Source organism: Komagataeibacter oboediens, from assembly GCF_003207815.1.
Lineage (GTDB): Bacteria > Pseudomonadota > Alphaproteobacteria > Acetobacterales > Acetobacteraceae > Komagataeibacter > Komagataeibacter oboediens.
The window spans coordinates 1-18,123 of record NZ_NKTX01000011.1; the positions used below are offsets into that span (position 1 = coordinate 1).

General features: G+C 64.1%; 22 protein-coding genes. 5 read left to right on the forward strand and 17 right to left on the reverse strand.

Annotated elements, in window-relative coordinates:
* Window positions 1–147: 147 nt before the first annotated feature.
* The 3 genes from CFR80_RS07140 to CFR80_RS07150 form a co-directional block, all read right to left on the reverse strand.
* On the reverse strand, window positions 148–660 hold the full coding sequence (locus tag CFR80_RS07140; RefSeq protein ID WP_010514690.1) for a DUF192 domain-containing protein: 513 nt from the start codon (window positions 658–660) through the stop codon (window positions 148–150).
* 36 nt (window positions 661–696) lie between these two features.
* On the reverse strand, window positions 697–1,356 hold the full coding sequence (locus CFR80_RS07145) for an MBL fold metallo-hydrolase (RefSeq protein WP_010514689.1): 660 nt from the start codon (window positions 1,354–1,356) through the stop codon (window positions 697–699).
* Window positions 1,357–1,425: 69 nt separating this feature from the next.
* Window positions 1,426–1,806 (reverse strand): host attachment protein, encoded by a 381-nt coding sequence (locus tag CFR80_RS07150; RefSeq protein WP_010514688.1) that lies wholly within the window; start codon window positions 1,804–1,806, stop codon window positions 1,426–1,428.
* A gap of 129 nt (window positions 1,807–1,935) precedes the next feature.
* Here CFR80_RS07150 and CFR80_RS07155 point away from each other — a divergent pair, with 129 nt between their 5' ends.
* The 4 genes from CFR80_RS07155 to CFR80_RS07170 all read left to right on the forward strand — a co-directional run bounded on the left by CFR80_RS07155 (window position 1,936) and on the right by CFR80_RS07170 (window position 5,157).
* On the forward strand, window positions 1,936–3,024 hold the full coding sequence (locus CFR80_RS07155) for an XdhC family protein (protein ID WP_010514687.1): 1,089 nt from the start codon (window positions 1,936–1,938) through the stop codon (window positions 3,022–3,024).
* Window positions 3,021–3,659, forward strand: a complete 639-nt coding sequence (locus CFR80_RS07160; protein WP_010514686.1) for a nucleotidyltransferase family protein — start codon at window positions 3,021–3,023, stop codon at window positions 3,657–3,659. Before CFR80_RS07155 ends, CFR80_RS07160 begins: the two co-directional genes overlap by 4 nt.
* A gap of 79 nt (window positions 3,660–3,738) precedes the next feature.
* Window positions 3,739–4,089, forward strand: coding sequence for a RidA family protein (locus CFR80_RS07165; protein WP_010514685.1), 351 nt, complete (start codon window positions 3,739–3,741; stop codon window positions 4,087–4,089).
* 321 nt (window positions 4,090–4,410) lie between these two features.
* Window positions 4,411–5,157 (forward strand): CHAP domain-containing protein, encoded by a 747-nt coding sequence (locus CFR80_RS07170; RefSeq protein ID WP_010514684.1) that lies wholly within the window; start codon window positions 4,411–4,413, stop codon window positions 5,155–5,157.
* 30 nt (window positions 5,158–5,187) lie between these two features.
* Here CFR80_RS07170 and CFR80_RS07175 read toward each other — a convergent pair whose 3' ends face one another.
* The 14 genes from CFR80_RS07175 to rfaD form a co-directional block, all read right to left on the reverse strand.
* On the reverse strand, window positions 5,188–5,646 hold the full coding sequence (locus tag CFR80_RS07175) for a 23S rRNA (pseudouridine(1915)-N(3))-methyltransferase RlmH (protein ID WP_010514683.1): 459 nt from the start codon (window positions 5,644–5,646) through the stop codon (window positions 5,188–5,190).
* Window positions 5,647–5,649: 3 nt separating this feature from the next.
* Window positions 5,650–6,099 (reverse strand): ribosome silencing factor, encoded by a 450-nt coding sequence (gene rsfS, locus CFR80_RS07180; RefSeq protein ID WP_010514682.1) that lies wholly within the window; start codon window positions 6,097–6,099, stop codon window positions 5,650–5,652.
* A 95-nt stretch (window positions 6,100–6,194) separates the two neighbouring features.
* Window positions 6,195–6,788, reverse strand: coding sequence for a nicotinate-nucleotide adenylyltransferase (locus CFR80_RS07185; protein ID WP_010514681.1), 594 nt, complete (start codon window positions 6,786–6,788; stop codon window positions 6,195–6,197).
* Between the two features lie 54 nt (window positions 6,789–6,842).
* Window positions 6,843–8,126, reverse strand: a complete 1,284-nt coding sequence (locus CFR80_RS07190) for a glutamate-5-semialdehyde dehydrogenase (RefSeq protein WP_010514680.1) — start codon at window positions 8,124–8,126, stop codon at window positions 6,843–6,845.
* Window positions 8,127–8,173: 47 nt separating this feature from the next.
* A complete protein-coding gene (gene ychF, locus CFR80_RS07195) occupies window positions 8,174–9,268 on the reverse strand; it encodes a redox-regulated ATPase YchF (RefSeq protein WP_010514679.1) in 1,095 nt (364 codons plus the stop codon).
* Between the two features lie 6 nt (window positions 9,269–9,274).
* Window positions 9,275–9,847 carry an aminoacyl-tRNA hydrolase gene (gene pth / locus CFR80_RS07200; RefSeq protein ID WP_010514678.1) on the reverse strand — a complete coding sequence of 191 codons (573 nt, stop codon included), beginning with the start codon at window positions 9,845–9,847 and terminating at the stop codon, window positions 9,275–9,277.
* A 42-nt stretch (window positions 9,848–9,889) separates the two neighbouring features.
* The gene (locus CFR80_RS07205; protein ID WP_010514677.1) at window positions 9,890–10,510 is read right to left on the reverse strand and encodes a 50S ribosomal protein L25/general stress protein Ctc; all 621 of its coding nucleotides are present in this window, start codon (window positions 10,508–10,510) and stop codon (window positions 9,890–9,892) included.
* Window positions 10,511–10,625: 115 nt separating this feature from the next.
* Window positions 10,626–11,216: a histidine phosphatase family protein gene (locus CFR80_RS07210; protein WP_010514676.1), complete on the reverse strand. Its 591-nt coding sequence runs from the start codon at window positions 11,214–11,216 to the stop codon at window positions 10,626–10,628.
* A gap of 67 nt (window positions 11,217–11,283) precedes the next feature.
* Complete coding sequence (locus tag CFR80_RS07215; RefSeq protein ID WP_010514675.1) at window positions 11,284–12,273, reverse strand: ribose-phosphate pyrophosphokinase; 990 nt, start codon at window positions 12,271–12,273, stop codon at window positions 11,284–11,286.
* A gap of 154 nt (window positions 12,274–12,427) precedes the next feature.
* The gene (locus CFR80_RS07220; RefSeq protein ID WP_258367743.1) at window positions 12,428–13,930 is read right to left on the reverse strand and encodes a hypothetical protein; all 1,503 of its coding nucleotides are present in this window, start codon (window positions 13,928–13,930) and stop codon (window positions 12,428–12,430) included.
* 8 nt (window positions 13,931–13,938) lie between these two features.
* Window positions 13,939–14,730 carry a peptidoglycan editing factor PgeF gene (gene pgeF, locus CFR80_RS07225; RefSeq protein ID WP_010514671.1) on the reverse strand — a complete coding sequence of 264 codons (792 nt, stop codon included), beginning with the start codon at window positions 14,728–14,730 and terminating at the stop codon, window positions 13,939–13,941.
* Between the two features lie 23 nt (window positions 14,731–14,753).
* Window positions 14,754–15,743 (reverse strand): class I SAM-dependent methyltransferase, encoded by a 990-nt coding sequence (locus CFR80_RS07230; RefSeq protein ID WP_042658874.1) that lies wholly within the window; start codon window positions 15,741–15,743, stop codon window positions 14,754–14,756.
* 29 nt (window positions 15,744–15,772) lie between these two features.
* Window positions 15,773–16,636, reverse strand: coding sequence for a prolipoprotein diacylglyceryl transferase (gene lgt / locus CFR80_RS07235; protein WP_010514669.1), 864 nt, complete (start codon window positions 16,634–16,636; stop codon window positions 15,773–15,775).
* Between the two features lie 39 nt (window positions 16,637–16,675).
* The gene (gene rfaD, locus CFR80_RS07240) at window positions 16,676–17,656 is read right to left on the reverse strand and encodes an ADP-glyceromanno-heptose 6-epimerase (RefSeq protein WP_010514668.1); all 981 of its coding nucleotides are present in this window, start codon (window positions 17,654–17,656) and stop codon (window positions 16,676–16,678) included.
* Between the two features lie 165 nt (window positions 17,657–17,821).
* Between rfaD and CFR80_RS07245 the strand changes: the two genes are divergently transcribed.
* Window positions 17,822–18,118, forward strand: coding sequence for an accessory factor UbiK family protein (locus CFR80_RS07245; RefSeq protein ID WP_010514667.1), 297 nt, complete (start codon window positions 17,822–17,824; stop codon window positions 18,116–18,118).
* The last annotated feature ends 5 nt before the right edge of the window (window positions 18,119–18,123 follow it).

The window sequence follows — 18,123 nt, forward strand, 5'->3', positions numbered from 1 at the left end:
CGAAGCACCTCAAGAAGTTTCCTCAGCGCCGCCGGTGAATGGGGATATAGGTCCCACTCCCCATACCGTCAATCATAAAAATGCAAAAAAACGAAAACCATCACACGCCAAAACCCAAAAACCACAGAAAACCGGCAATTTCGGGTTTCACTTAGGGGACGACCCGGTATTCAGAACAACCGAATCCACGCGGTCACCCACGACGATTCCCAATTTTTCGGTAATACCCGCCTGCAGTTCCAGCGTAGCGCGCACGCGGCCATGGCTGCTGATGCGCGCGAGGCTGAGCGGCACGGCATTTTCCACGATCGAAGACACGCGGTTATCCGGGCCGATAAAAACGATATCGAGCGACGCCTGCGTATGCTGCATCCACATGTCGCTCTGACGCGGGAAGGGCCAGACAAAGATCATGCCGCCATCAGCGGGAACGGACGGACGGTACATCTCGCCCACCTGCTGCTCCCGCGGGGTCATGGCCTTTTCCACGGTGAACACATGCCTGACGCCATCAGCTGATGTAATGGTCAGCGGCACCGTTGGCAGCGCGGCCTGCGCGTGGGTCGGTTCCCCCGTTTCTTCCGCTGCCATGACGGGAACGGATACGGCGGCCATACATGCGGCCAGGGCCAGCCACCGGCCTGCCTTGAAGGACATCATAAGCGAATTCTCTCCTGCACCCTTAATATCTACCTGTCAGTTCAGGAAGGGATTGCCCTTCCGTTCCGCGCCGATTGTCGTAGCGGGACCATGACCGGGCAGGATCGTGACATCATCACCCAGCGGAAGCAATTCCCGCCGTATGGCTTCGATCAGCTGGTCATGATTTCCATAAGGAAAATCCGTGCGCCCCACCCCGCCCCGGAACAGGGTATCACCCACGAAGGCGAAGCGGGATTCAGGATCATGGAAAATGACATGGCCGGGGGTATGGCCGGGGACATGGCGCACCTCGAACCGATGTCCCAGCGCGTCCAGTATCTCGCCATGTTCCACAAACCTGTCCGGGCGCACGTTTTCCAACCCGCTCAGGCCAAACAGGGCGGCCTGCCGGGTGATGGAGGACAGCAGCGCGTCATCCGCCCGATCCGGCCCGATCACCGGCACCGGGGCATCCTGCCGCGCGGACAGGTCGCGCCGCAGCGCATCCGCCCCGCCCGCATGATCCAGATGGCCATGGGTCAGCCAGATAGCGTCAACCGACAGTCCCTTCTCCGTAATAAACGCCATGATGCGCGGCACGTCACCACCGGGATCGACCACGACCGCATGACGCGTGTCCGGGTTCCATAAAATGGAACAGTTCTGACCGAAGGCGGTGACGGGCACGATTTCAAGGGAAAGAGGTGTCGGCATGCGCGGAACCCTACATATAAAAAAAGCGCCCCACGTTACCGCGGGGCGCATCAGACGACCAGTCGCCGCTCAGCCCGCGTTGGGCAGGCGCCAGCCGGTAGCCGGAATGTCGAAATGCCCGGCCAGTTCGTGGTCGGGGGTGTTGGTCAGGTCTCGCTCCAGCTCCTTGACCACCAGCGGACGGACATGCACGTCCAGATGCGTGCGGATCTGGTGCATGACATCACCGGGGGCCGCGATCGCAATGGCCGGTGCCTTCTGCTGGCGCACGGCCGTGTTCAGGAATTCGGCGATGACCTTGCCGTAAGCGCCATTGCGCGGGGCGTCCATGCCCTTTGCATCGTCGCTCTTGAGGTGTTCGAACGTCGCAAGTCCATGTTCGCCATGCTTCAGGATACGGGCATGAATGTTATCGGCAACAACATACCAGGCAGGATCGACATAACTCATTTATATATTACTCCATTCATGCGCGCCCCACGTCGGGGTGCCCCAATGTTGTGACAATATATGGGGGGGCCGCCCACGCATGTCCACCGGCTGGTGCGTATGTATGCGTGCTGATAGAGTAGTCCTGCTATGACACAGGTTTCATCCACGCGGGATCCCCTGGATCTCCTGATCGAATGGGCGCGGGCGGGCCAGCCCTGCGCTCTGGCGACCGTCACCTCGACATGGGGCAGTTCCCCCCGACCCGCCGGCAGCATGATGGCGGTCTGCGCCAATGGCCGCATCGAGGGATCGGTCAGCGGCGGCTGCGTTGAAGGCGCGGTGATCGAGGAAGCAAGGGGGGTCATGGATACGGGACATCCCGCAGCCCTGTCCTATGGCGTATCAAGTGACGATGCATGGGCGGTCGGGCTTGCCTGTGGCGGTCTGCTGGATGTGTATGTCGCCGCCGTGCGCACACCGGCCCACCCGCAGGGCACGCTGGATCTGGCCATGCTGGAAACCGTGGCGGAAAAACGCCGCGCCCGTGTGCCGGTCATAGTAGCGACGGATATGGCGACAGGCGCGTCACGCCTGCTGTACCGCACGGATGCCGCACCGGGTGGCGACACGTCGTGCGATCTGGACGCCCGTCTTGCCGCCCGTGCGCAGGAAGTCTTTGAAACGGGCCGCAGCCTGCGGCTGGAAGATGCGAACGGGCAGGCCCTGTGGTTCCTGCACCTTATTCCCATGCCACCACGCCTGCTGATTGCGGGGGCCGTGCATATCGCGCAGGTGCTGGCCCCCATGGCGCAGACCACGGGATTCAGCGTGACCGTGATCGATCCCCGGACGCAGCTGGCGACACCCGAACGCTTTCCCGGCATCACGCTGGAAACCGACTGGCCGGATGAGACACTGGCGCGGCTGGGGGTGGATAACCAGACCGCCATCGTGACCCTGACCCATGATGCCAAGCTGGATGATCCCACCCTGCATTACGCCCTGAATGGCGACGCCTTCTATATAGGTGCGCTGGGATCACGCAAAACACAGGCATCCCGCGTGGAGCGACTGCGCGAGGCCGGATTTTCGGAAGCGCAGATCGCCCGCATCCATGGCCCCGTGGGTCTGGCCATCGGGGCCGTAGGAGCTGCGGAAATCGCTCTGTCGATTCTGGCTGAAATCGTGGCCGTGCGGCACAACAGGCCGCTGGGGCGGGTTTCGGGCTGGTCATGACGCAGGACGGACCGTCCGTCGCGGCCATCGTGCTGGCGGCGGGCAGTTCCAGCCGCACATACCCCATGCACAAGCTGCTGGCGCCGGATGCCACCGGCCTGCCCATGATCGCCCGTACCCTGCGTGCCGTAACCGCAAGTCGGGCCAGCCCATTGACTGTCGTCCTGGGACACCGCGCAGCCGAGATCAGGACCGCGGCATTAACGGATAGGCAGGCCGGCTGCACACCCCGGTTCGTCACCGCGCCGGATCATGCATGCGGCCTGTCGCGGACACTGGCCGCGGGCGTCCGCGCAGCCAGCGCCCATCCGGGTGTTGCAGGCGCGCTGGTCTGCCTGGGGGACATGCCACTGATCGACACGGCCCTGATTGACCGCATGATCGAAACCTTCCTCGCTCACCCCGACCGTCCTGGCGTCATGCCCATGCATGACGGCAGGCGCGGCAACCCCATACTGTGGAGCCGGGCCCTGTTCCCTGCCCTTCTGGCCCTTACGGGAGATCAGGGAGCACGCCATCTGCTGCACCGGCATGAAACCACGATGCTGCAGGTGGCGGCCGGGCCGGAAATCGCGGCGGACTTCGACACCCCGGCCCGACTGGCGGACTTCGCACGGTGTTTTACAGACGGTTGACCTCAGCCCCCACCGGCGCAAAGAGAGAGTGCAGGACATGCGGCCATCCGCATGCCTGCCAACCAACCAGGATCAAGACATGAGCAAGATTATCCGCACCGAGCCCAACGCCATCCTGTCCAAGGTGGTGGAATATCATGGTTTCCTGTTCACGCAGGGATTCGTGGCCCGCGACCTGTCCGCCGACATCACGGCACAGACCAAGGACATCCTGGCCCAGATCGACGAAGCACTGGAACTGCATGGCACCGACAATACCCGCCTGCTGCAGGCCCAGATCTGGCTGAAGGACATCAACGACCGTGACGCGCTGAACGCCGTCTGGGGGCCGTGGCTGCCCAAGGGTGGCGCACCCGCGCGCGCCTGCATCGAAGCCAAGATGGCCCACCCTGACGTACTGGTCGAGATCATGGTGATCGCCACCAAATAAGGCGACCGGCAAGCGGGAAAGCATGTCGATAAACATGTCACATTTTTGCAACTTTCCCGCTTCCCGAGAATCATTCTGCTTCTGTTCCCCCTCCCGGTTTTCCTCACCTAAGCGGCTGAAAAAGAGGGGCTGACCGGTCCGGTTAGAGAATATATTCCTATTTTTTATTTGAGATTAAGTTTTTAATTGAAATATGCGGTGTTGCTGTTCATCCGTCACAGCTCAGGCTTGTCAGAGTTGCAGAGGGCTTGCTACTCCGATGAACACGATGTGAGCGGGTCATCAAGGAATCACCCCAAGGTGGTGGAGAGATTGCGGAAAATGTGGATCAGAAACCTGAAGCGTGGCGTTTTGCTTTCCGTTCTCAGTGCTACGTTCGGATTCATGTTTTCAGAACAGGGCAATGCAGCAACCAGGCGCACTGTCAGCCATGTGCATCCTGTCGCGCATCATACCGTAAGCCACCACGTCAGTTCCCGCCACACCACGCACGAACGCGGACACGTCATTCAGTGCGTGGCCTTCGCCAAGGCGGCATCGGATGTCGAAATCCGCGGCAACGCGGTTGACTGGTGGTACAAGGCTGCCGGACGGTATGCCCGTGGCAACGCGCCGGAAGAAGGCAGTGTCCTGAATTTCCGTGGCACCCGCCGCATGCCACTGGGTCATGTGGCCGTGGTGCGTCAGGTCGTCAACAGCCGCACCATTGTCATTGATCAGTCCCACTGGGGCCAGCGTGGGATCAGCCGGGATGTTCCGGTGATCGACGTCTCTCCCAACAATGACTGGTCGGCCGTGCGCGTGGCGCTGAACAGCCATAACGGCGCGTTTGGCAGCATTTATCCGACCTACGGCTTCATCTATGCCCGGCCGGACACGACATCAAACATGATGCTGAGCGCATACCAGAAGGCCGTGCGTAACCCGCCGGTCATGTCGCAGGTCCAGCCCTTTGGCCGTGCACGCCACAACAGCACCGAAGTTGCGGAAGCACCCGAAGGCATTGCCGGTCGCGCATCTTCCTCCCTTGCGTATACGGATGACGCGCCGAACCGTTCCGTGCGGTAATCAGATAACAGCCGTGCTGGCCCCCTATGATCAGGGCCGTCCGGCACGATGGTAGGGATGGCCCGCCGAAATGGCGCGGGCACGGTACAGCTGTTCCGCCAACATGCCACGCACCAGCATGTGCGGCCACGTCATTTTCCCCAGTGAAAGCGTATGGTCGGCACGCTGCACCACGGCAGCATCCAGCCCTTCCGCCCCACCAATGACAAAACACAGGGGACGCGGGGTTTCGACCCACCGCTCCACTGCACGTGAGAAAGCCAGACTGTCATACGTCCGGCCCCCCTCATCCATCGCCACGACAATCGCACGATCAGGCAGGGTGGCCAGAATGGCCTGTCCTTCCCGGCGCTTGATTTCATTGGGGGCGCCGCGCCCTTCGGGCAGTTCCACCAGCTTGATACGCGGCGAAAGCCGGTTGGCATAACGGTCAAACAGATCGCGTTCCACCCGGTCCTTCATGCGTCCGACGGCAATCAGATGAAACACCGCTCATTCCACCGGTGTCGCTGGCGCCTCCGGCGGGACATCCAGATCCGCCCCCCACATCCGTTCCAGACCATACAGCGCACGCGCTTCCGCCTTGAACAGATGGACGACAATATCCCCGGCATCCAGCAGTACCCAGTCGGACCCGCTCGCCCCTTCGGTGCGCACGCGCTTATGCCCGACTTCGCCCAGCTTGCGGTCGATATGGGCGGCCATGGCCGCGATCTGCCGATCCGCTATGCCTGTCGCGATAACCATCCGGTCCGCGAAGGACGCGCGGCCCGTCAGGTCGATGACCACGATATCTTCGGCCTTGTCATCTTCCAGACTGGTCGTAATGATGTCCAGAAACTGTTCCACACGGGGATCGGCCTCCCGTGTTTCGGTGGATACCGGGCCAGCCACGGCGGCCTTCTTGCGCGGCGTGCCCGGCACCTGGACGGCACTGCCCAATGACGCCGCGTTGACGCGTGGCTGTCCCGCGGAAAGGGTGCTGCCGGTCCGGCGCGTGGCGCCACTCTCGGCTGAAGGCTTTCTGGTTATGGCTGTTACTCCCGTCGGCGGCCGGAACCGGCCTGCAATGCACGTATTTGTGTTGCTGATATAGCGTTCTGCGGCGCGGGAAGAAAGACCCATGCCGGTGGCCTGCACGTTGCCAGTATTCCCGCCTGCCGCGCCGGACGCCGCCAGCGCGCAAGTCTGCGGGCAATCTGCCCATGCAATGCGGCAGGATTATAGCCGGGTCGCGGCAGAATCGCGAGCGGAACCATACGCACGATATCCTGCCACCGCCGCCACCGCCCCATCTGTGCCAGCCCGTCCGCGCCCATCAGCCAGACAAAATGCACATGCGGGAAAAGCCGCTTCAGGCGCCGCAGCGTATCGACGGTATAGCGCGTGCCGATGCGGCTTTCGATATCGGTGGCCAGCAGCCTGCGTCCCCGCACACCACGGATACGCTGCCACACCAGCGCCAGCCGTTGCGACAGCGGGGCCATGCCCGCCACCGGCTTGAGCGGATTCCCCGGCGAGACAAGGAACCACACCTGATCCAGTTCAAGCTGGCGCAGGGCCCGGCAGGCAAGCTGGATGTGGCCTTCATGCACCGGGTTGAATGACCCCCCCAGCAGGCCGACCCGCATCCGTCGCCCATCCCCGCACACCGGCAGGACATCACCCACGTCCGTCGGCAAGGATCAGGGCCGGACCTGTCCGGTGCCGATCACCTCGTACCGGTACGTTGTCAACTGCTCCAGCCCGACAGGGCCACGGGCATGGAAACGCCCGGTGGCGATACCGATTTCAGCACCGAATCCGAACTCGCCCCCATCGCAGAACTGGGTAGAGGCATTCCACATGACCACCGCGCTGTCCGTCCCGTTCAGGAAGGTCACCGCCGCCGCTTCGTCTTCCGTCACGATCGCTTCGGTATGGGCGCTGCCATACCGCGCGATATGGGCCAGCGCATCTTCCACGCCATCCACCACACCAACAGACAGGACCGCATCCAGCCATTCGGTGGCAAAATCATCTTCCGTTGCGGCAGGCAGGTCGGGCACGATGTCACGCGCACGGGCGTCGGCACGGAAAGTGCAACCACGCGTGGCCAGATCCTCGATCAGGCCGGGCAGGATCTTTGGCGCAATCGCCTGATCCACCAGCAACGTTTCCGTGGCGCCACAGATACCCGGACGGCGCAGCTTGGCGTTCAGCACGATACGCCGTGCCATTTCCAGATCCGCCGCCGCATGGACATACGTGTGACACAGCCCTTCGGCATGGGCCAGAACCGGTACACGCGCCTCGGCACAGACACGTTCAACCAGCGACTTGCCCCCACGGGGAATGATCAGGTCGATCAGGCCAGCCGCCCCCAGCATGGACGCCACATGGGCGCGGTCTGCATCGGGCGGGATCTGTACGCATTCGACCGGCAGGCCGGCCGCCTTCAATCCGGCCTGCATGGCGGCATGGATGACGCGCGCACTGTTCAGGCTGTCCGACCCACCGCGCAGGATCACGGCATTGCCGGACTTGATGCACAGGGCGGCGGCATCGGCCCCCACATTGGGGCGGCTTTCGTAAATCATGCCAATCACGCCCACCGGGGTCGCGACACGGCGGATACGCAGGCCATTGGGCCGGTCCCATTCGGCCATGACGTGGCCAACCGGATCCGGCAGGCTGGCAACCTGTTCCAGCCCCTGCGCCATTGCCTCCACCCGGTCAGGATTGAGGGTCAGCCGGTCACGGAATGCCGCAGCCCCGGTAAAGGCCGCCACATCACGCGCGTTGGCGGCCAGCAGTTCTGCCTGCGCGGCGCGCAGGGCGGATGCCGCGGCAGTCAGGGCCTTATTGCGGGTTTCCGTCGTGCTGCGGGCCAGCATGCGGCCTGCCGCGCGTGCGGCGATGGCCATGGCGCGGATCACGTCCGGCTGCGGTGCATCAGCCCGCATGGGGGTTGCAACAGCCTGATCCATGATCCGTAACTCCTTCATCCTGTCCCTGAACGGGCGATGTGCCCGTATCAGACGTTAAAGCGGAACAGCAGGACATCACCGTCCTGCACCACGTAATCCCGCCCTTCGATCCGCAGCTTGCCTGCCTCACGCGCACCGGCTTCACCATTGCAGGCAATGTAATCATCATACGCAATGGTTTCGCAGGCAATGAAGCCACGTTCGAAATCATTGTGAATGACGGCGGCGGCCTGCGGGGCTTTCGTGCCTTCGGTAATGGTCCAGGCCCGCGTTTCCTTGGGCCCCACGGTAAAGTAGGTGTTCAGGCCCAGCAGGCGGTAGCCGGCCGCAATCACGCGGTCCAGCCCGCTATCCTTCAGGCCAAGCCCTTCGAGGAACTCCACCCGGTCTTCCGCGCCAAGCTGGCTGACCTCGGCCTCGATCGCGGCGGACACCACGACCATGGCGGCCCCTTCCTCCTCCGCGCGGGCGCGGACGCGTTCGGAAAACTCGTTCCCCGTCGCAGCCGACCCTTCATCCACGTTGCACACATACAGCACGGGCTTGGTGGTCATGAGCTGGAGGCGGCGCACCGCTTCCTCCTGCCCTTCGGGAATGGCCTTGCGCGCGGGCCTGCCTTCACGCAGGGCTTCGATCAGCGGTTCCATCAGCTCGACCTGGGCTGCGGCCTCCCGGTCGTTGCCGCGCGCCTTTTTCTGCAATGCCACGATCCGCTTTTCCAGCGAGTCGAGGTCGGCCAGCATCAGTTCGGTTTCGATGATTTCCGCATCACGGATGGGATCAACGCCGCCCTCCACATGGGTGATGTCGTCATCTTCGAAACAGCGCAGGACGTGGATGATCGCATCCACCTCGCGGATATTGGCCAGGAACTGGTTCCCCAGCCCCTCGCCGCGCGACGCACCACGCACAAGGCCCGCGATATCGACGAATTCCAGGCTGGTAGGCAGGATCTTCTGCGACTTGCCAATGCGCGCCAGTTCCGCAAGGCGCGCATCAGGTACCGCAACACGCCCCACATTCGGTTCGATCGTGCAGAAGGGATAGTTCGCGGCCTGTGCCGACGCCGTTTCGGTCAGGGCGTTGAACAGCGTGGATTTACCCACATTCGGCAGGCCCACGATGCCACAGTTAAAGCCCATACGCCCTTACTCCCCGGCCTGCGCGGCCATTCTTGTCATGAACAGTTCCGGCTTCCCGTCCGCCAGCAGCACGGCTTCATCAGCCAGCGTATCCAGCATGGGGTCCAGCCACTCGCGGTCCGTGCGGGAAAAATCACCCAGCACATGGCCTGTCACACGCTCACGGCTGCCGGGATGCCCGATGCCCAGCCGCACGCGCCAGTATTCTTTCGTACCCAGCATACGGTCCATCGACCGCAGGCCGTTATGCCCTGCCGCCCCGCCGCCACGCTTTACGCGGATGCGTCCGGGTTCAAGGTCCAGTTCATCATGGAATGCCGTAATGGCATCGGCCGGCAGCTTGTAGAAGGCGGCTGCCTGCTGAACGCTCTCACCCGAGAGGTTCATGTACGTCATGGGCTTGAGCAGCAGCACCTTGTGCCGCCCGATCATCCCTTCGGCAATCTCGCCGCGGAAGCGCTTCCGCCACGGGGAAAACCCGTGGCGGTCGGCAATCCTGTCCACCGCCATGAACCCGACATTGTGACGATTCCGGCTCATCCCCGTCTCGGGATTACCAAGACCGGTCCAGAGCAGCATCGTTCATTCTCCTGTCAGGTCTGCGTGACGGTGGGTAAGGGATCAGCCCTCGGCTTCGCCTTCGGCGGCTTCGGCAGCTTCGGCATCTTCGTCAACACTCGGCGGTGCGACGTTGGCGATGACGAAGTTGTTGTCCTGCAGCACCGGGGTCACGTTTTCCGTGCCCTTCAGGTCGTTCCAGCGCACGTTGTCGTGGAAGTCGAGCTTGGACAGGTCGGCGGTGAAGAATTCCGGAATGTTGGCCGGATCAACCACCACATCCACCGTGTGACGGACAATGTTCATCACGCCACCGCGCTTGACGCCGGGGGAGACGTCTTCACCCGTGAAGCGGACTTCAACTTCCACGTGCACCTTGTGGCCGGCGGCCAGGCGCTGGTAGTCGACATGCAGCGGCGCATCGGTCACCGGATGCAGCTGGATCTCACGCAGCAGGGCGTGCACGGATGCGCCCCCTTCAACGGAGATGTCATAGATACGCGAACGCCAGCCGGCCTTATGCAGCTCACGGTTCACGATACGGGGGTCCAGCGCGATCAGAATGGGCTCCTGGCCGCCGCCATAGATAACGCCGGGCACGTGGCCGGCACGCCTCGTTGCACGCGCTGCCCCCTTACCAGCCTTCGCGCGCGAAGAGACTTCGATTTTCGTGAATTTGGTCACTTGTTTGCTCCTGAAACACAAGCGCGCGGGCCTCCAGGGGTGCCAGCGCGTGCGCGGCGTTTAACGGAAAACCGCGCCCGATGCAATCACCCAAGGGTGCCCTGTGCCCGGTTTTTCAGGAAAGTGCAGTCAGGTTCCACACCGGCGTCGGCCCCGGCTCGGCCCACATGGGGGTGGCGTTGGGCAGGCGCACATTGGGCTTGAGATGCATGGCCGAGCGCAGGGCGCGGAACATCGCGCCATGGCAGACGATCAGCGGCACGCCATCCTTTTCCAGCGCCCGGTTCACCGCCGATACGGCGCGTTCACGCAGGTCGGCGAAGCTTTCGCCGTTGGGGGGCGTATAGTCACCGGCAATCCAGCTGTCGTACCACGACCCCATGGGCTTGCCTTCCTCATCACCGAAGCAGACTTCCTTCAGCCCGTCATCCAGCGCGATGTCCAGCCGGGGCGCGCCATGGGCGGCCAGCTGGTCAGCCACGATTTCCGCCGTGCGGCGCGCGCGGATCAGCGGTGACGACACGATCCGCACGATCGGCGCATGGTCATGCCAGTGACGCGCCAGCAGCAGGCCCGCGGCCTCGGCCTGCCGTATGCCGTTCTGGTTCAGCGGGATATCGGTCCGTCCCTGTGAACGCCCCTGTGCATTCCAGTCCGTTTCCCCATGGCGCAGATACCAGTAAGGCCGGGTAATCAGGTCAGTCATGGGTCGTTCCTTCTTGCTACACCTTTTGGGGGTAACGCCGGGACGGCGAAAGGGTCAATCCCGTCCCTCAGTCAAACAGCGACGAGACCGAGCTTTCATCCGATATGGCCTGCATGGCGCGCGAGATCAGGGCCGCCGTGCTGATCTGGCGGATATTGGCCGAGTCCTTTACCGCCTCGGTCGCCTTGATGCTGTCGGTCAGGGTCAGCATACCCAGCGGCGACTGGCCGATGCGGCTGACCGCGCTGCCGGTCAGCACGCCATGGGTCACATATGCCTCGACCGCCACGGCGCCATGCTTCATCAGCGCTTCCGCCGCATTGCACAGCGAACCGCCGCTATCGACAATATCATCAACCAGGACGCAGTACCGGCCACGCACATCGCCAATGACGTTCATGACTTCCGACACGCCGGCACGCTCGCGCCGCTTGTCAATGATGGCAAGGTCCACGTTCAGGCGCTGCGCCAGCTGGCGGGCACGGACTACGCCCCCCACGTCGGGCGAGACGATCATGAGGTTGTGCGGACCACCGGGAATATCCATGGGCGGGGCGTCATAGGGCAGCGGCGGCTCACCATCGAGCTTCATGCGTCCCCGGATGTCGCGCGTGAACAGGGGGGCCGCATACAGGTTATCCACCGGAATATCGAAGAAGCCCTGTATCTGCATGGCATGCAGGTCCATGGTCAGGACGCGGTTGGCCCCGGCCTCAACCAGGATATTGGCCACCAGCTTGGCGCTGATCGGCGTGCGGGGACCGGATTTGCGATCCTGCCGGGCATACCCGAAATACGGCATGACCGCCGTAATGCGCCGTGCCGACCCGCGACGCAGGGCGTCAAGCATGATCAGCAGTTCCATGAGGTTGTCATTGGTGGGGGAGCAGGTGCTCTGGATAACGAACACATCCTCGCCACGCACGTTTTCATGGATCTCGACGAAGATTTCCATATCGGCGAACCGCCGCACGGTCGCATTACAAAGCGGCAGCCCCAGTTCCGCCGCGACTTTTTCAGCAAGGGGCAGGTTGCTGTTACAGGCGACAATCTTCATCGTGTGACGCTCCCGGGCGGCGGTACAGGCGATCAGGGTGGCTTTTGCGGTGCCACCCCCCTTGTTTATGTGCGGCGTTCTAGCAACCGGCACATACCCTGTCACCTGTCTAAGGAGGGCGAAACCTGCACGCCTGCCCTTCGTTGCTGATCCGTCACACCGGGCGGCGGGGCGGCAGCGTCACGCCGGGAAAGGGTCGGGGCGGCGGGACCGGCACGGGTTTGCCGGTAATCTCGTGCGGGGCCGTATCCCCTGCCGGCACGGCCTTGGGCATGGGGGGCCATTCATCGGGCTTCTGCGCCGCCGGGGGAGCAGGATGGGATACGGTGGCCGTTACGGGCCGGGGCGTCGATACCGGGTCGGGGGCATGGACCGCAGGCGCCGGTGTGGCAACCGGGGAAACGGGACGGGTGGGCACAACCGGGCTGGTGGGCGCGGCAGGCGCGACCGTATGCGTGACATCTGCCGCCACAGGTGATGGCGTGGGTGCAACGATCGGCGCGCTGGAAACCGTCGGGACGGATGCAGCACGTGCCGCAGCGGGCGCCTGTATCGCCAGCCCGCCATCCACCATACCGGGACCAGGGGGAACAGCGGCCACGGCTTTCGTCACCGGCATGCCTGCAGTCGCAGGGGCGGACCCGGCCACGGCCGACGAGGCGGCAGCAGCCGTGGCTGCCGTTCCGGCTACGGCCGCGCTGTCAGCCACAGGCTGCGAGGCAGGAGACACCGAACGGGCAGGCAGCACGCCGTCCGCCGCCAGCGGGACATTCGTCCGCCCCGAGTAACGCGTGATGATCTGACGCGCGGCACCTGCGGCCTCATCCGCTGCGGCGACAGCGACATCCCCCCATTTCGCGTCAAGGGAGTGGGCCGCGATGTCATGGATCTGTGTGGCGGCGCCCGCTTCCTTGCCCTGTGCATCCAGCACCTGCCAGGTCAGCACGATATGCTGCTGCTTCGTGGTGGAGGTCGTGGTGACCGCGTCATTCAGCACGACCGTGCAGCGCACCGTGTAGTCCGCCCCGGTCGCGGTATGGCGGATATCTTCATGCGCATCAGGGAATGCCGCGACAAAGGCCCGCGCCAGGGCACGGTCCCCATCACCCGGTGCGCCCTGCACGCCCGCAAAATAGACATGGGCGGGACGGTTCTTGAGGCTGTTGGGATCTTTCTGCATCTGCGCGGCCTGTATCCCCGTCAGCAGTTCGGCAACGCCGGGGGCTGCTTCCTGCGCAGAACGGGCAATGGCCTGCCCATCCGCCGCCTGCCACTTTGCCGAAGGGACGGGCGCGCCATCCATATGGCCGCGTTCCTCCCCTTTCGGGGTCATGACGGCATAGGTGGGGACAATCGCGCCATTCCGGGCGTCTGCCGTCATTTTCAACCACCAGTCACCCGTGCGGACCGGCTGGCCCATGGCGGGCACCGACTGCGCCAGCAGGGCATCGACCATGGCATGCTGCCAGCCCTGCGCACCGGCAGAATCCGTGCTCGGTGCCGTCGAGACCGGCACCGCCAGCCGCGCCGCCGGTGCCTCGGCCGTCGTTGTCCCATGACGGAAGGGATGCGGCACATCGACACACCCCCCCAGCATACAGAGGACTGCAATGGCTGATCCCGTAAGCAGCCGCCGGGCAAAAACTTCTGACATCATGTCCCTATCTATATCGTCCGGCAGGCAATAACGGAAATCTGATGTCCGATAACCCCGCCACCGGCCAGCGTACGACGGCGATGACTGAAAAAGCGTGCCTCGTCATGCAGGGTATCGACCCCCAGCGCCCCGGCCTGCCCTACCCCGCACCGCCGGAGCCGCATGACGCAGTATCCCGGCAGGTCGAACATGAAATGTCCCGGCCACGCCGCAGGGGTGAAAAAGGCCGCCGCCGCCCCGTCATGCGCCAGCGCCGCGTCGCGCATGTCCGGCCCGACCTCGTAACTGTCCCGCGCGATGCAGGGACCGACTTCGGCACGGATGTCACCTGCCGCACAGCCCAGCGCGCCCATGGCCGCCACTACCGATTCCACAATGCCGCCACATGCCCCACGCCAGCCCGCATGGGCCGCCCCGACCACGGTGCCCTGCGCGTTGCTGAACAGCACCGGCGCACAGTCCGCCGTGATGACCCCCAGCGCAAGGCCGGGACGATCTGTCACCATGCCGTCGCCCTCCGGTCCCTGGCCGATCTCCCATGGCCCCGTGACCGTAATGGTGCGATCCCCATGCACCTGTGTCAGCCCCAGCAGATGGTCGGGACGCACGCCAACATACCGTGCCACGCGCCGCCGGTTTTCCTGCAGCGCAGCGGGGTCATCCGCCGAACGGGTCGAGCAGTTGAGACTGGCATACGGCCCGGTGGACACGCCGCCCTGCCGGGTAAAGAACCCATGCCGGGTTCCGGCGAAGACCGGGCTACGCAGCACCTGCACGTCCGTAATCGCATCATCCATCATGATCTTCTCCCCCCTGTGCCCCGTCATGCCCGGCGCGGCCCCGCAAAACCCGGCAGATCGCCCGCAAGCCCCGATGACAGGCCCATTACACGAAAAAGCTGGCCCATGTGCCCGGGCGCCGCCAGCCGCATGGCCGCGGCCCTGATGTCACGCGCCTGCGCCGGAGCAGCGCGGGCAAGTCGTTCGGTCCGCGCTGCAAGCCCGAGAGCCGCCAGAAAGCTGCCCTGCGTAACGCTGCCCCATACCCCCACATCTGCAGGGACATGATCGGCAATGGCGCGGAAATCAACATGCGCGGTCAGGTCCGCCGTACCCGGATCACGCAGCGGGTCCGCAGGCTTCCCATCACGCAATGCCTGCAGGCTGTCGCCAGCCGTCGGGGCATCATACCCATAATCAACCAACACCGCCGCCCCGGAGCAGCGCAGCAGGCGTGTGGCGACCGCATGGACAAAATCCAGCGCGGGCTGGCAGGTTTCCAGCACGCCCCCTTCCGGCACCGGGCGCGTGCGGGCCGGATGATGCGCCGGAAACCGGGCCGGAACCTGCACGAATGCACCATCGCGCACGAAGCGTTCCGCCCATCCCTGCCCGCACCTGATGAACTGCCGGATGGGCAGGGCATCAAGAAATTCATTGGCCAGCAGCACCATCGGCCCATCGGGCACGCCATCCAGTCCGTCATGCCAGCAGGCCGGTGCCGCCGTGGCGTCCCGCAGCGCATGCGCCTGCACCGCGCGCAGGCGGGGTGATGTTTCAATCAGGTGGACGCTCATGGCCTGGTGGCAGGCGGGGGCGACACGGCGCAGCAGACGCTGCGCATCCGCCATGAGCGTGCCCCGGCCCGGCCCGGCTTCCACCAGCATGAAGGGGTCGGGACGGCCAAGCTGCTCCCACACCACCGCCACCCACGCGCCCAGCAGTTCACCAAACACCTGCGATATTTCAGGCGACGTAATGAAATCGGCAAACGGGTCGCGCCCCGCGTAATAGGCGGCATTCGCCCGGGCCATGAAATGGTCCAGGCGTTCGCCGTGCACGCTCACCGGGCGGGTCCGCCGTCGCCTGCGGGTTCGTCTGGTTCTTCCGCCATGACGGATGTGCGCGCGGGGCGCAGGCAGGCGTTGAGCATAAGCCCCGCCCCGCCAATCGCCATGGGCACGCACAGCACCTGCCCCATTGTTACGCCAAAGGGCAGGAAGCCGATAAACGCATCCGGTTCCCGGAAACATTCGCACACCGTCCGCGCCACCGCGTACCCGAACAGGAACAGCCCCGCGATGAATCCCGGGTGCTGGCGCACGCGCAGGCTACGCGACACGCACCACAGCAGCGTGAACAGCAGCAGCCCTTCTGCAAACGCCTCATACAGTTCGGATGGATGACGCGGTTCCGGCCCCGCATCGGGAAAGATCATGGCCCATGGCAGCGACGACGGGGCCGGTCGCCCCCACAGTTCCCCATTGATGAAATTGGCGATCCGCCCCAGCCCCAGCCCGATGGGCACGACCATGGTGATGCGATCCGAAAAGGCAAGGAAGCTCAACCCGTTCAGGCGCGTGAACACGATCAGCGCGATGATCACGCCCGCCGCCCCGCCATGGAACGACATGCCGCCACGCCAGACCTGAAGGATCGCCAGCGGATGCGTCAGGTAATATCCCGGCTGATAGAACAGGATGTAGCCCAGCCGTCCCCCCAGCACCACGCCCAGCGTCGCCCATGTCAGGAAATCATCCACCTGCAGCGCGGTGGCGGCCCGCGGCGGCAACGCCACCAGATGGCGCGCGATACGCCACCCCGCCACAAGGGCCACGATATAGGCCATGGCATACCAACGGATGGCGAACGGCCCGAAATGGACCATTACCGGATCGAACTGCGGGAAGATCAGGACAGGCAGCATCAGCCCACTTTCATTGTCATGGTGGTCGTGGCGGCGTGATTACAGGTAGGGATCAGGGGTCGTGAGATAATCATGGACATAACGGCGCACGCCGTCTTCCAGCGTCGTGAAGGGGCGGCTGTAACCCGCCGCACGCAGCCTGCGCATGTCGGCACAGGTAAAGGACTGGTACTGCCCGCGCAGGGCTTCGGGCATGTCAATGAATTCGATCCGGCGCGGCACGTTCGCCGCATCACACACGGCATGGGCCAGATCAGTATAGGTGCGCGCGACCCCGGTGCCACAGTTAAACAGCCCGCACACGGTGCCGTGGTCCAGCAGCCACATCATGACATCGACCACATCCCCCACCCAGATGAAATCACGCGCCTGCGCCCCATCCGCCAGTCCCGGCACGTCGGAGCGGAACAGGCGCAGCGGCCGGCCCGCACGGGCTTCGTCATACTTGACCTTCACCACCGAGATCATGCGTCCCTTGTGGTATTCATTGGGGCCATAGACATTGAAGAACTTCAGCCCTGCCCACGACAGGCCGGACATCGCCCCGCCCGCAACCCGGCGCAGCATCGAGAGGTCAAACGCCTGCTTGGACCAGCCGTACAGATTGAGCGGCTTCAGCCTGTCCAGCAACGCGGGATCGTCACTGAACTGCTCCGGCCGGTCCGCCGCCCCGTATGTCGCAGCAGAAGAGGCGTAGATGAACCGCACCCCTTCATGCGCGCACCACGAGAGCAGCCGTTCGGACAGGTCCACATTGGTACGCCAGACCAGGTCGCCATCGGTTGCCGTCGTCTCGCTGATCGCCCCCAGATGGATCACGGCGGATATGTCCGGGCGGGTATCAAGCCATGCGTCCAGCGCCTCGGGGGCGATGATGCGCGTGGGCGTATGGTGACGCAGGTTACGCCACTTGCCTGCAGTGCCCAGCCAGTCCACCACGACTGTCCCGATCCCGCGCGCGTGCAGCGCCTGCTGCATGCATGACCCGATGAAACCCGCACCCCCGGTAATAACGATCACTGTCCCGCACCCCGCTCCTGTTGCATGGAAGTCGATATTGCGACGTCGCCACGGCCACCACAATCGTGCGGATAGCCCTGAGGCGGCAATGTGTCTATAGTAGGCGCTTTCATCACGCGCGTGGACTGCACAGGACGCGGCGCGGAACGTCATGGAGTATCCACTATGTCCGACAGGCCCCGCATTTTTGATGACCTGGCTGGTGTGGCCGGAGGCGCGTTTTCGGCACTGGCCGGCGTGCGCGAGGAAATAGGCGCTATCGTCCGCGCCCGCGTGGATGAAACACTGGGCAGCCTGAACCTTGTCCGCCGCGATGAATTCGAGGTCGTGCGCGAAGTCGCGACCCGCGCCCGCCTGGCGCAGGGCGAACTGGAAAACCGGATCAGCCGGCTGGAAGAACGCGTATCCGACCTGGAAGCCAGCCTGACCGCGCCCCCGTCCGCCCCCCGTTCGGGCCTGTAAGCACA